This is a genomic window from Enterobacter sp. SCRI0065 (genome assembly GCF_059766475.1).
The window spans coordinates 1,114,114-1,127,535 of the sequence record NZ_JCBAJB010000001.1; the positions used below are offsets into that span (position 1 = coordinate 1,114,114).

Genomic DNA, 13,422 nt, shown 5'->3' on the forward strand with positions numbered 1-13,422 from the left:
TCCGTATGGCTAAATTATATGGCATAGACCGCCATAGATCATATCTTTGCACTAACAATAGGAAAATTGTACTTGAATTTAACTTAACGAGACATAAACAAACGGGAATGTCTGTTACGCCTCTGACATTGTTAAAAAATATTATCGCGTCATAGCAATGCGTATCTGTTTATGATGGAGTGATTGCTAATAGCCCACGCAACTTAAGGAAAGCGCATGAAATCGGGTCGCTACATAGGTGTGATGTCCGGCACCAGTCTTGATGGAGTCGATGTGGTCCTTGCCGCCATTGATGAAAATATGGTGGCACAGCAGGCGAGTCTGGTTTGGCCGATTCCTGTCGAGCTGAAAGACGCTATTCTTGGCATTTGTCAGGGACAGCAGCTCACGCTGTCGCAGTTTGGACGACTGGATGTCCAGCTTGGCGCGCTTTTCGCCGATGCGGTGCAAGCGCTAATGGATCAAGAACATCTCTTACCTCAGGACGTGGTAGCGATTGGTTGTCATGGTCAGACCGTATGGCATGAGCCAACCGGCGACGCACCGCATACTCTACAAATTGGCGACAATAATCAGATCGTGGCTAAAACCGGTGTCACGGTCGTTGGCGATTTCCGCCGTCGCGACATAGCGTTGGGTGGACAGGGCGCACCGCTCGTGCCAGCCTTTCATCAGGCGCTGTTGGCCCATCCGCTTGAGCGACGAATGGTTTTGAATATTGGTGGGATTGCGAACTTATCCATGCTTATTCCTGGTCAACCGGTGCGTGGATTCGATACCGGGCCGGGGAATATGCTGATGGATGCCTGGATCTGGCGTCAGTGCGGCAAACCTTATGATAAAGATGCGCAGTGGGCGAGCGAGGGGAAAGTCATTATTCCACTGTTGCAGTCCATGCTCAGCGATCCCTATTTTGCGGCACCCGCGCCAAAGAGTACCGGGCGCGAGTATTTTAACGTGGGCTGGCTTGAGCGCCAATTAGGGCAATTCCCGGCGCTGGCCCCTCAGGATGTACAGGCGACGCTGGCGGAGTTGACTGCGATAACCATCTCTGAGCAAGTTTTGTTAAGTGGCGGGTGTGAGCGGCTGCTGGTGTGCGGTGGCGGAAGCCGCAACCCGCTGGTGATGGCGCGTTTGGCCGGTTTGCTGCCAGGTATTGAGGTGGCAACCACTGATGAAGCCGGGATTAGCGGCGACGATATGGAAGCGTTGGCTTTTGCGTGGCTTGCCTGGCGGACGGTTGCAGGATTACCGGGTAATTTACCGTCTGTAACCGGTGCGCGTGAAGCCAGCGTTATCGGTGCCATTTTTCCGGCAAATCCTCGGCATAATCAGAGTTAACTGAAATTCAACGTCGGGTCTGGACGTTACTATCTAAAGGAATACAGGAGGGCAGTGTCGCCCTCCAGGACCAGGATAGTCTTCGGAACAGACCCATGAAAAAACTTCTTCTTACTTTTGTCCCTCTCTTGCTGACAGGCTGTAGCTACTACAACCAGTTTGTTGAGCGTATGCAGACCGATGCGCTGGAATATCGTTGCGATGAAAAGCCGCTGACCGTTAAGTTGAATAATCCGCGTCAGGAAGCCAGCTTTGTTTACGACAATAAACTGATAACCCTGCAACAAGGGATATCTGCGTCTGGCACTCGCTACACCGACGGTATCTATGTTTTCTGGTCAAAAGGTGACAGCGCGACGGTGTACAAGCGCGACAGCATAGTGTTGAACAATTGCGAGCTACAGAATCCGAAGCGTTGAGATTTTCAAAGGGGCGGCGCACAATAGCGTCACCCAATCTTAATCTCAGCTAACGTCATGTCAGATAACGATGAATTGCAGCAAATCGCGCATCTGCGCCGTGAATACACCAAAGGCGGCCTGCGTCGCCAGGATCTTCCTGCAGAACCGCTGGTGCTTTTTGAACGCTGGCTGAAACAGGCCTGTGAAGCAAAATTAGCCGACCCAACGGCGATGGTTGTCGCGACGGTTGATGAGAATGGTCAGCCATTCCAACGCATTGTCCTGCTCAAGCATTACGACGAAAAAGGACTGGTGTTTTACACCAACCTTGGCAGCCGTAAGGCGCATCATCTTGAGAAAAATCCGCGCATCAGCCTGTTGTTTCCCTGGCACATGCTGGAACGTCAGGTGATGGTGACCGGCAAGGTTGAACGTCTCTCCACGCTGGAAGTGCTCAAGTATTTCCATAGTCGTCCACGTGACAGCCAAATTGGCGCGTGGGTGTCTAAACAATCAAGTCGCATTTCTGCGCGCGGTATTCTTGAGAGCAAATTCCTCGAGCTTAAGCAAAAATTCCAGCAGGGCGAAGTCCCGCTTCCCAGCTTCTGGGGCGGATTCCGTATTCCAATCGAACAGATGGAATTCTGGCAGGGCGGCGAACACCGTCTACATGACCGCTTTTTATACCAGCGCGACAACGACGCGTGGAAAATCGACCGGCTAGCTCCCTAATCCCCGAAATTTGTTGTGTTAAGCGCTGGCGCTACCGGTGTCAGCCCTTTATTCTATGTACCTTTCGCACTGGCGAAAAGTCGTGTACCGACAGAGGTGCAGTCGTTTATACATGGAGAATTTGATGGCAAGCAGTAACTTGATTAAACAATTGCAAGAGCGGGGCCTTGTGGCCCAGGTGACGGACGAAGAAGCGTTATCAGAGCGACTGGCGCAAGGCCCGATCGCGCTTTATTGCGGCTTCGATCCCACCGCTGACAGCTTGCATTTGGGGCATCTTGTTCCCTTGTTATGCCTGAAACGCTTCCAGGAGATGGGTCACAAGCCTGTCGCGCTGGTGGGTGGTGCGACCGGTCTGATTGGTGACCCAAGCTTTAAAGCCGCCGAGCGTAAACTGAATACGGAAGATACCGTGCAGGAGTGGGTGGACAAGATTCGCAAGCAGGTTGCGCCGTTCCTCGACTTCGATTGTGGCGAAAACTCAGCCATTGCTGCGAATAACTACGACTGGTTTGGTGGCATGAACGTGCTGACCTTCCTGCGTGACATCGGTAAGCACTTCTCCGTCAATCAGATGATCAACAAAGAAGCGGTGAAGCAGCGTCTGAACCGTGACGATCAGGGCATCTCCTTTACCGAGTTTTCTTATAACCTGCTCCAGGGTTATGACTTTGCCTGTTTGAATGAACTGCACGGTGTGGCGCTGCAGATTGGGGGATCTGACCAGTGGGGTAACATCACTTCCGGTATCGATTTGACCCGTCGTCTGCATCAGAATCAGGTCTTCGGCCTGACCGTCCCATTGATCACCAAAGCGGATGGCACCAAATTCGGTAAAACCGAAGGCGGCGCGGTATGGCTTGATCCTAAAAAGACCAGCCCGTACAAATTCTACCAGTTCTGGATTAACACCGCGGATGCCGACGTCTATCGCTTCCTGAAATTCTTCACCTTCATGGACATTGAAGAAATCAACGCCCTGGAAGAAGAAGACAAAAACAGCGGTAAAGCACCACGTGCGCAGTACGTGCTGGCCGATATGGTCACTAAACTGGTACACGGTGAAGAGGGTCTGGCTGCGGCGAAACGCATTACGGCGAGTCTGTTCAACGGTACACTGAGCGATCTGAGTGAAGCGGACTTTGAACAGTTAGCCCAGGATGGCGTGCCGATGGTTGAGATGGAAAAGGGTGCTGACCTGATGCAAGCGCTGGTAGATTCCGAGCTGCAACCGTCTCGCGGTCAGGCACGTAAGACTATCGCGTCTAACGCCATCACCATCAATGGTGAAAAACAGTCCGATCCGGAGTACACCTTCGTTGACGGCGATCGCCTGTTTGGCCGATACACGCTGCTGCGTCGCGGTAAAAAGAATTACTGCCTTATCTGCTGGAAGTAATCAAAACAAAAGTGTGAAGGGGCGTGGGATACCACGCCCTTTTTTTCAGGCCTGTGCTTAGCTCAGGTTTTCTGCCTTAAGCGATGCCGCAACCGCAGGGCGTGCGGCGACGCGTTCCATATAGGATTCTATATGGCTCAACCCTTCCATATTCAGTTTAACCGCACGCGCCCAGCGCAGCACGGTAAACAGATAGGCATCCGCAATAGTGAAACGCTGACCGCAAATCCATTGGTCATCTTTCAGCGACTCGTTAATGTACTGCAGCTTTTTCTCAAGCAGCGCACGAACGGTCGGCTTGTACTCTTCAGGCGTATCCGGACGGAACAGTGGCGTAAAGCCTTTGTGCAGTTCAGTGGCAATGTAGTTGAGCCATTCCAGCGTCTTGTAACGCGATATGCTGCCAGTAGGTGCCAGCAGCTGGCGATCGGGTACAGAGTCAGCAAGGTACTGCATGATTGCCACGCCTTCCGTAAGCAACGTCGCGTCGTCTAATACCAGGGCCGGAACCTGTCCTTTCGGGTTGATAGCGAAAAAGTCTTCGCCGTTCTCCAGACGTTTTTTCATCAAATCTACGCTATCCAGCGTAAAATCTTTGCCGCTTTCACGCAGCGTGATATGACAAGCCAGAGAGCAGGCGCCCGGTTTGTAGAACAGTTTCATCGGTAACTCCTTTTTGCTGAGGTTCTGATTATGTTAGTGCGGCGCAGGATAAAAAAAAAGCCACTAACGCACAGTTAGCGGCTTCTCTTCAGTCGTTTCCCGATAACAATTATGCAGTGGCGGTATCTGTCGCCTTAACATCGTTGTCGTCGTCCTGAGTCATACGATTCAGTTTCGGTGCAGTCAGCAGCATCAGGACAGCGATAACCGCGGTAGCAATACCGATTTGCATGAATACGCGACCGTACACTTCCAGCGAGACCAATGGATCGGTCACGTTTTCTGGAACAGCCATCAGGTTTGCAATCTTACCCGCGATAAGTGCAGCACCCGCAGTCGTCAGGAACCAGCTACCCATGATAAAGCCCATCAGGCGCTGTGGAACCAGCTGTGCAACCATCGCCAGACCCAGACCGGAGATCATCAGCTCGCCGATAGACTGCAGCGCGTAGCTCAGAATCAGCCAGTTAACGGAGACGATACCGGCGTCAGTTGCAAATTTAGCACCCAGCGGCAGGACGAGGAATGCGCCTGAGCACAGCACCATACCGATAGCAAATTTGTGTGGCATTGGCAGACGGTCGCCCATCTTGTTATAGATAGCGGCCAGAATTGGGCTACCAATCATGATCCAGAACGGGTTCAGCGCCTGATACTGCTCCGGTTCAAACGCGAGACCCAGGATAGAGTGCTCAACGTTACGAATGGCGAAGAAGTTCAGAGACGTTGGCATCTGGCTGTACAGCACGAAGAAGACAATCGCCTGCAACATCAGAATGAAGGCCACAATCATCTTGCGACGCGCTGCGCCATGCATAGCAAACGCTTCTTTAGCGAAGATGCAGATGATGCCCAGTGCAACCAGGCCCAGAACGGCACGAGCAACGCCCTGGTTGTGCAGCAGCCAGGTAGCCGCCGCCGCAAGAATCACGACGCCAACGATAGTTGCCAGCAGCTTACCGATGTGAACAGGTTCGAAGTCAGGTTTGGAACCGTAATCTTTAACCCACTTCTTACAGAAAGCAAAGTTGACTACGGTAATCAGCATACCTACGACGGAGAGCGAGAACGCGACGCTCCAGCCGAATTTCGCGGCCAACCATGGGGTGGCCAGCATAGAGAAGAATGAACCGATATTCACCGACATGTAGTACATGGTGAAAGCACCGTCCAGACGCGGGTCATCTTTGTTGTAGCAGGTAGACAGCAGAGACGACGGGTTTGCTTTGAACAGCCCGTTACCTACAGCGATGGTTGCCATACCCATGTAAACAACGCCAGCATCATGACCCGACCACGCGACCAGTGCATAACCAATCGCCAGAACGATAGCACCAAGCATGATAACGCGTTTGGTACCCAGAACTTTATCACCCAGCCAGCCGCCAACAGCGACCAGACCGTAGACCAGTGCACTAAAAGAGGAGAACAGCGTAATGGAATCCGCTTCGGACATACCCAGTTGTTTAACCAGGTAAACAGCCATAATCCCTTGCAGGCCGTAATAACCAAAGCGTTCCCATAACTCGATTGAGAAGATGAGATAGAACGCTTTAGGTTGTTTGAAAGCATTCATACTGATGCTTTCATCTGTTGGTTTTTGGTTTGCAGTAGACACTTATACCTCTTTTTTTACATCCCATATTAACGGGGGTGTTCATAGCGCAATGGCCGGAGCCCATACGCCTTATAGTTATATTGGGAGGGGAAACGGCGGGTAATGTTCACTATCCTGGGCCTTCTGGCAATACGTTTGTAATAATCTGTTACATATATCCATGCTGGTATAATGCTCGGAACATTTAAATGTTATTTAGCGTTAAATCTCACAACGGGTGAAATGATGGTTTTTTTCACTGCTAAGTGTCCGTGCAATACCCTGTTTGGCGATATGTTCTGCTACATGCTCTTTGTGGTAGTGATATAGCCTATGATCCTAAAATAGAGTGGTTTAATGTGTCGCCACCGTTCGATAAATGCTTGTGCGCGCAAGGTGTTGGAAGGGTTTTGACAACAATATTTCAACATCGCGTTATCAGAGTGATCTCTATCACAAATGTATAGAAATTTTCGCTGACGAAAAAACTATTAACCTGTTCAGTCGATGGGTTACCGAATAATCACCCCTTAAGAAGCGGGTTGTTGCGGATAAATAATGGTCAAAAGAAGGTGTTACAGATACACCTTCAAAAAGAACGGGAAAGGAGGCGGTGGGCAGGGAAACTAGAGGTCGGTTTTATCTTTGAACTCGCATAAGTCTTCAATGATGCACGAACCGCAGCGCGGTTTTCGCGCAATACAGGTATATCTTCCATGCAGGATCAGCCAGTGATGGCAGTCGACTTTAAACTCAGCAGGAACGACTTTTAGCAGTCGCTCTTCAACCTGTTCAACGTTTTTACCCGGTGCAAAGTGTGTCCGGTTAGATACGCGAAAAATATGCGTATCCACGGCGATTGTCGGCCATCCAAAGGCAGTATTCAGCACTACGTTCGCCGTTTTACGCCCCACGCCGGGTAGGGCTTCCAGCGCGGCTCTGTCTTCCGGGACTTCACCGTTATGCAACTCTAACAGCATACGGCAGGTTTTGATGACGTTCTCAGCTTTGCTGTTAAACAGACCGATAGTTTTGATATAGGACTTAACGCCATCGACGCCTAATTCCAGCATCGACTGCGGCGTGTTGGCTATCGGATAGAGTTTGGCCGTCGCTTTGTTTACGCTGACGTCGGTGGCTTGAGCCGAAAGCAGCACCGCAATAAGCAGCTCAAATGGAGAGTTAAAATTCAGCTCCGTCGTTGGGTGAGGGTTGTTATCACGTAGACGGGTCAAAATTTCGAGGCGTTTTTCTTTGTTCATGAGGCTTTCTCTGGCATCCCATCCTGCACGGTACGCTCGGCAGCGCGGCGCTTGCGTTTCTCATCAATGAGGTATTTTACCGCCAGCATCATGCCAAGGCCAATAAATGCGCCGGGGGGCAGCATGGCTAACAAAAACGGCGTATCGGTATGGAAAACCTCGATGCGTAACACTTTTGCCCAGCCTCCGAGTAGGGCATCTGCGCCATCAAACAGCGTACCATTACCGAGAATTTCACGTAGAGAACCCAGCACGAACATGGCACAGGTCGCCCCCATACCGATAGCAAAGCCGTCCAGCGCGGAGATCAGTGGGTCGTTTTTCACCGCAAAAGCTTCGGCGCGGCCCACGACAATACAGTTGGTTACGATCAGTGGGATAAAGATCCCGAGCGACTGATACAGACCAAAGGCGTAGGCGTTGATCAGCATCTGCACGATGCTCACCACCGAGGCGATAATCATGACGTAAATAGGGATGCGGATTTCCGACGGCGTCCAGCGGCGCAGCGCGGAAATAGACAAGTTTGTCAGGGTCAGAACCAGCGTGGTGGCAAGACCAAGACCCAGTGCGTTGGTGGCGGTTGACGTCACCGCCAGCAGCGGACACATCCCCAGCAACTGCACCAGCGCGGAGTTGTTCTTCCACAGCCCCTGAACAATAACGTCTTTAACCTGGCTCATCATTACTCCTCACAGGCCGGAAGTGTGTCGAGTTGTGCCGGCAGCGTTTCAGCATACAATCCGGCACGTTTTACGGCATTGACCACCGCGCGTGGGGTGATTGTCGCACCGGTAAACTGGTCGAACTCCCCGCCATCTTTTTTGACCGCAAAGGCCGCGTCGTCTTCGCCGTGAATGACTTTTCCAGCAAAGTGTAAAATCCAGTCGCTCAGGCGAACTTCTATTTTATCGCCAAGACCCGGCGTTTCGCGATGCTCAGTGACGCGCGTACCCAGCACTGTTCCGGAAAAATCAGTGCCAACCAGCAGTTGAATTGCGCCGGAGTAGCCGTCTGGCGCGGTGGCTTCCATCACTGCGCCAACGGCGGTATTGCCCTTACGCGCGATAAAAATACGATGATCGCCTTTGCCCAACTGTGGCGCCTGAACGACAAAACAGCTTTCTTGCAAATTATTATCGTAAAGGTCCGATGGGATAACCTGATCAAAAAGCGCCTTTTGCTGCTTAGCCGCTTGCTCATCAATGGTTGATTTGGTCAGTTCATTTACCAGCGCAGTCAGTCCTGTCAGGACTGCGGCGAAAATCGCCAGCGTTACGCCGTGTTTTTGCATTGTTTTCAACATGGCGAGTCCTTAGCGGTGACCGTACGCGCGAGGACGCGTGTAGTAATCAATGAGCGGCACGGTGATATTAGCAAGCAGGACGGCAAAGGCTACGCCGTCCGGATAGCCACCAAAGCTACGAATTAGCCACACCAGCAGACCCGCCAGCGCGCCAAAAATCAGACGCCCACGGTTGGTTGTGGAGGCCGTTACCGGGTCGGTCAGAATAAAGAACGCGCCCAGCATGGTGGCACCAGAGAGTAAATGCATCTGCGGGCTTGCCAGAGGTTCTGTGGAGAATGCCCAGCCCAGCGTAGCGCAGATAGCCAGCGTCAACAGGAAACTTACCGGGATATGCCAGCGTATCGCTTTTTGCCACAGCAAGAACACGCCGCCCAGGAGGTAGGCAAGGTTGACCCACTGCCAGCCAGCACCTGCCAGCATGCCGCTGTATATCGGATACTGCATGATCTGCTCAAGGCTATGACCAGCGTGAAGCGATGTTTTGAAGGTATCAAGCGGAGTCGCCTGACTGATGCCATCAATCCCCATTCGCAACGTCGCCATATCTGCGCCTGTGGCGGTATGCCCGGTGAAGATCACCTGTAAGGCATCCATAAAGCCAGGCACGGTTGTCGCAATGTCGTGCGGCGGCAGCCAACTGGTCATCTGGACCGGGAAAGAGATAAGCAAAACCACATAGCCGATCATGGCTGGGTTAAACGGATTATGCCCCAGGCCACCGTAAAGCTGTTTAGCAATGATCACGGCGAAAACGGTACCCAGGACCACCATCCACCACGGGGCAAAAGGCGGAATACTGATCGCCAGCAGCAGGCCGGTCAGCAGCGCAGAATTATCAGCCAGAATACGGGGAACGGGCATTTTGCGTAGCTTAAGCACCAGTGCTTCGGCACTCAGAGCGCTCACGCAACCAAGGATGATTTGAAAAAGTGTCCCCCAGCCAAAAAACCAGAACTGGGCGGCGATACCGGGTAACGCCGCGAGGCAGACCAGCATCATGATGCGCGATGTCTGACGCTGGTTATGGGTATAAGGGGAACTTGCGATTCTGAAAACCATTTAATCCTCGTTTACGGCTTGCTGTGCGGCTTTCTTTGCCTGTACACGCGCAATCGCCGCAGCGACTGCGGCTTTGCGTGGGTCATCATTTGCTGCGGGTTCGGCTTCCTGTTGCGCGGCTTTACGCGCTTTTGCACGGGCAATGGCGGCTTCTACGGCGGCTTTGCGCGGATCAACGGTTGCGACAGCCGGTTTTTCTTCCTGCTGTGCCGCTTTTCGTGCTTTAGCGCGAGCGATTGCGGCTTCAACCGCGGCTTTGCGTGGATCAACGACCGCCTCGGGCTGTTCGCTGTGTGCTTTTTCTGCCTGGCGAGCGCGGGCCTGTGCTTTACGGGCTTCTCGTGCGGCAATCACGTCACTGTTATCAGGTTTCGCGCCAGCGGGAATAATCACCGCCTCGGTGGCTGATGCCTTTTTCTCGCGAACGCGCGCCAGAGCCGCCTTGATTGCATCCTGATCTTTCTCATCGGGTTGAACCGCAGCCTGCTTATGACGTTCCTGACGCGCGGCTTTCTCACGCTCAAGGCGCGCCTGACGAGCTTCAAAACGCGCTTTTGCCTCGGCAGCGCGTTTATCTTCCAGCGAAATGGCGTAGATCTCGGCTTTTTCCTGACGGAAATATTGCACAAGAGGAATGCTGCTTGGACAAACCCAGGCGCAGGCTCCGCATTCAATACAGTCGGCAAGATTATGAGCTTGTGCTTTGTCGTGCTGTTGGCCTTTACTGAACCAATATAATTGCTGAGGCAGCAGATCCGCCGGGCAGGCATCCGCGCAAGCACTGCAACGAATACACCCTTTTTCTTCCTGCTCCTCACCCATTTCACTGACAGAAGGGGCGAGCAGACAGTTAGTGATTTTAACGACCGGGACATCAAGCCACGGCAACGTGAAGCCCATCAACGGGCCACCCATAATGACCATTTGTTCGCTGGTCGGGCAGAATCCGGCCTGATCCAGCAGATGACGCACCGGAGTACCCAGTCGCGCCCAGACGTTGCCCGGCTGAGAAACGGATTCACCGGTTAAGGTCACGACTCGTTCGGTCAGCGGTTCACCATCGACGACTGCGCGTTTCACCGCATAGGCGGTGCCCACGTTTTGCATCAGCACACCGATATCCGAAGAGCGTCCGCCGTGTGGTACCTGCTTCCCGGTTAAAATTTGGGTAAGCTGTTTCGCGCCGCCAGAAGGGTATTTAGTCGGTATGACGCGCAAGGTAATATCATGACTCCCCGCCAGCACCGCACGCAGCATTGAAATAGCCTGCGGTTTATTATCCTCAATGCCGATCAATACTTCGCGTGGTTGCAAAATATGCGCGAGGATACGAACACCCTCAACAATCTGCGCAGCGCAATCCTGCATCAGACGGTCGTCGGCGGTGATATAGGGCTCACACTCTGCGGCGTTAATAATCAACGTCTGGATTTTATTGCCGCCACCCTGCAGTTTTGCCCCCGTCGGGAAGCCTGCACCGCCAAGACCTGCGACGCCAAACTGATGAATGCGCTCGATGAGCGTCTCGCGGCTATGCGCGCGATAGTCGCTCCAGCCATCGCGTTCGATCCAGCGGTCTTCGCCATCCGGTTCGATAATGACGCTGAGTTCAGCCAGCGCGGAAGGGTGAGCTACCGTGTGAGGGGCTATCGCCACCACCTTACCGGATGTGGGTGCGTGGACGGGCAGCATACGCCCGTGCCCGAAGGTCAACGGTTGGCCGCGCAGGACAGAATCACCTTCTTTCACGCACAGTTCGCCTTCAGCGCCAATATGCTGTTTCAGCGGCATAATAAAACGCGTTGCCAGCGGAATTTGACGCAGCGGAGTGCCGCTTGACTGGGTTTTCATTTCAGGCGGATGAATACCGCCATCAAATTCCCAAATCTTCTCTTTTCTGAACGCAGAAAATAACTTAAGCATGGTGTTCCACAGGAATTATGCGTACTGGAATGGTTTGAAGATCCCACTTCCAGCTATCAATAGTCGCTTCGACCGGACGCAGCTCAATACACTGGGTCGGGCAGGGGTCAACGCAGAGGTTGCAGCCCGTACACAAATCCGCCATCACGGTGTGCATGGCGCGGGTCGCGCCCAGGATCGCATCAACCGGGCACGCCTGAATACATTTGGTGCAGCCAATACAGTTGGCTTCGTCAATAACGGCCAGCAGACGCGCTGGCTCTTGTACGTTTTCGTCGCCGTCAACAGGCTGTGGATCGACATTCAGCAACGTGGCAATTTTCAGCATCACGGCTTCGCCACCCGGCGCGCAGCGGTTAATTTTTTCACCCTGTGAACCTACTGCTTCAGCATAAGGGCGGCAGCCAGGATAACCGCACTGACCACACTGGCTTTGCGGAAGAAGGTCATCGATTTTTTCGACGACAGGGTCACCCTCAACCGCAAAACGGCGTGAGGCGTATCCCAGAATGATGCCAAAAAAGAGCCCCAACACGCTGATGGAGGCAATGGCAATCCAGATTGCATTCATTACAGCTTCACCAGACCGCTAAAGCCCATAAACGCCAAAGACATGAGACCCGCTGTCACCAGCGCAATCGCATTGCCACGGAAAGGTGCAGGAATATCGGCAGCAACCATACGTTCGCGAATAGAGGCGAAAAGGACCATCACCAGCGAGAAGCCTACCGCGGCGGAAAAACCGTATAGCGCGGATTGCAGGAAATTATGCCCGAGGTTGATGTTGAGCAATGCTACGCCCAATACGGCACAGTTAGTGGTAATCAGCGGCAGGAAGATACCCAGCAGGCGATAGAGCGCAGGGCTGGTTTTGCGTACCACCATCTCCGTAAACTGCACCACAAAGGCGATAACCAGGATAAAGGCCAGGGTGCGCAGATAGATCAAGCCCAGCGGGATCAGAATCCAGGTGTCAATCCACCAGGCGCAAATAGACGCCAGCGTCATCACAAAGGTGGTTGCCAGGCCCATTCCCATGGCCGTTTCCAGTTTTTTGGATACACCCATAAACGGGCATAGCCCAAGGAACTTCACCAGCACGAAGTTGTTAACCAGCACAGTTCCGACAAAGAGCAGTAAGTAGTCAGTCATTATCAAGCCTGAAATAAAAAAGCCGCCTATTATCGGTTAAACAGCACCAGGCGACAACAGGATAACTGTAAGGTTATTACGGATTCACAAAGGTCTTCTTCACGCGCGCCGAGCGGCGGAAGTAGGGTGCGAAGAGTGCCGCTGCCAGCAGAGGGAAAAGCAGTTGGCGTACGGCGAGTCCGTCGGACACAGGCGTAAATGCAAACGCCTTGATGGCCAACAGCACAGAAATAAGCAACCAGACAATATAATGTTTCGGCACAGACCGGCGACGCTTAAAGAAAGCAATACTCAGCCACAGCGTGTAGTACCACATCGCAATTGCAAAACCGAATGAGATAAACCACAAGGCAATATTAAGCGTGCTCTGTGATGTCAGATTCTTTAAGGCGTAAGGCGTTACCAGAGCGGTGGTATAAAGCAGCAGCGCGAGAGATGCGCTTAACAATGCAACCAGTAACCAGGCCAGCGGGGCGAGTAACCAGCCTCCGATTTTTTCTCCAGGCAATGTGGTCATATTATTTCCCCTAAGTCTGCGCGAAAAGTCATCCAGCCAATTTGCCGGGGCGTGAGTATATAACATT

The 13,422-nt window shown here is 52.7% G+C and carries 14 protein-coding genes; 4 read left to right on the forward strand and 10 right to left on the reverse strand.

The window, feature by feature from the left end:
- Positions 1-216: 216 nt before the first annotated feature.
- The 4 genes from anmK (at position 217) to tyrS (ending at position 3,873) form a co-directional block, all read left to right on the forward strand.
- Positions 217-1,341, forward strand: coding sequence for an anhydro-N-acetylmuramic acid kinase (gene anmK / locus AC6EMZ_RS05460; protein WP_498401386.1), 1,125 nt, complete (start codon positions 217-219; stop codon positions 1,339-1,341).
- 95 nt (positions 1,342-1,436) lie between these two features.
- On the forward strand, positions 1,437-1,760 hold the full coding sequence (gene mliC / locus AC6EMZ_RS05465) for a C-type lysozyme inhibitor (protein WP_498401387.1): 324 nt from the start codon (positions 1,437-1,439) through the stop codon (positions 1,758-1,760).
- Positions 1,761-1,817: 57 nt separating this feature from the next.
- Positions 1,818-2,474 carry a pyridoxamine 5'-phosphate oxidase gene (gene pdxH / locus AC6EMZ_RS05470; protein ID WP_498401388.1) on the forward strand — a complete coding sequence of 219 codons (657 nt, stop codon included), beginning with the start codon at positions 1,818-1,820 and terminating at the stop codon, positions 2,472-2,474.
- Positions 2,475-2,598: 124 nt separating this feature from the next.
- The gene (gene tyrS, locus AC6EMZ_RS05475) at positions 2,599-3,873 is read left to right on the forward strand and encodes a tyrosine--tRNA ligase (protein ID WP_498401389.1); all 1,275 of its coding nucleotides are present in this window, start codon (positions 2,599-2,601) and stop codon (positions 3,871-3,873) included.
- Positions 3,874-3,930: 57 nt separating this feature from the next.
- On the opposite strand, the gene gstA is transcribed toward tyrS, so the two are convergent.
- From gstA to AC6EMZ_RS05525, 10 genes are all read right to left on the reverse strand, one after another.
- Positions 3,931-4,536: a glutathione transferase GstA gene (gstA, locus tag AC6EMZ_RS05480; protein ID WP_498401390.1), complete on the reverse strand. Its 606-nt coding sequence runs from the start codon at positions 4,534-4,536 to the stop codon at positions 3,931-3,933.
- Between the two features lie 109 nt (positions 4,537-4,645).
- Positions 4,646-6,154, reverse strand: a complete 1,509-nt coding sequence (gene dtpA / locus AC6EMZ_RS05485; RefSeq protein WP_498401391.1) for a dipeptide/tripeptide permease DtpA — start codon at positions 6,152-6,154, stop codon at positions 4,646-4,648.
- Between the two features lie 605 nt (positions 6,155-6,759).
- Positions 6,760-7,395, reverse strand: a complete 636-nt coding sequence (gene nth / locus AC6EMZ_RS05490) for an endonuclease III (protein ID WP_498401392.1) — start codon at positions 7,393-7,395, stop codon at positions 6,760-6,762.
- The gene (locus AC6EMZ_RS05495) at positions 7,392-8,078 is read right to left on the reverse strand and encodes an electron transport complex subunit E (protein WP_498401393.1); all 687 of its coding nucleotides are present in this window, start codon (positions 8,076-8,078) and stop codon (positions 7,392-7,394) included. Before AC6EMZ_RS05495 ends, nth begins: the two co-directional genes overlap by 4 nt.
- Before the next feature lie 2 nt (positions 8,079-8,080).
- The gene (rsxG, locus tag AC6EMZ_RS05500; RefSeq protein ID WP_498401394.1) at positions 8,081-8,701 is read right to left on the reverse strand and encodes an electron transport complex subunit RsxG; all 621 of its coding nucleotides are present in this window, start codon (positions 8,699-8,701) and stop codon (positions 8,081-8,083) included.
- A 9-nt stretch (positions 8,702-8,710) separates the two neighbouring features.
- Complete coding sequence (gene rsxD, locus AC6EMZ_RS05505; RefSeq protein WP_498401395.1) at positions 8,711-9,763, reverse strand: electron transport complex subunit RsxD; 1,053 nt, start codon at positions 9,761-9,763, stop codon at positions 8,711-8,713.
- Positions 9,764-11,686, reverse strand: coding sequence for an electron transport complex subunit RsxC (gene rsxC / locus AC6EMZ_RS05510; protein ID WP_498401396.1), 1,923 nt, complete (start codon positions 11,684-11,686; stop codon positions 9,764-9,766). It lies immediately after the preceding gene.
- Positions 11,679-12,257, reverse strand: a complete 579-nt coding sequence (gene rsxB, locus AC6EMZ_RS05515) for an electron transport complex subunit RsxB (RefSeq protein ID WP_498401397.1) — start codon at positions 12,255-12,257, stop codon at positions 11,679-11,681. Before rsxB ends, rsxC begins: the two co-directional genes overlap by 8 nt.
- Entirely contained in the window at positions 12,257-12,838 is a 582-nt protein-coding gene (gene rsxA / locus AC6EMZ_RS05520; protein WP_498401398.1) for an electron transport complex subunit RsxA, read from the reverse strand. Before rsxA ends, rsxB begins: the two co-directional genes overlap by 1 nt.
- 76 nt (positions 12,839-12,914) lie before the next feature.
- Complete coding sequence (locus tag AC6EMZ_RS05525) at positions 12,915-13,355, reverse strand: DUF2569 domain-containing protein (protein ID WP_498401399.1); 441 nt, start codon at positions 13,353-13,355, stop codon at positions 12,915-12,917.
- Positions 13,356-13,422 lie beyond the last annotated feature (67 nt).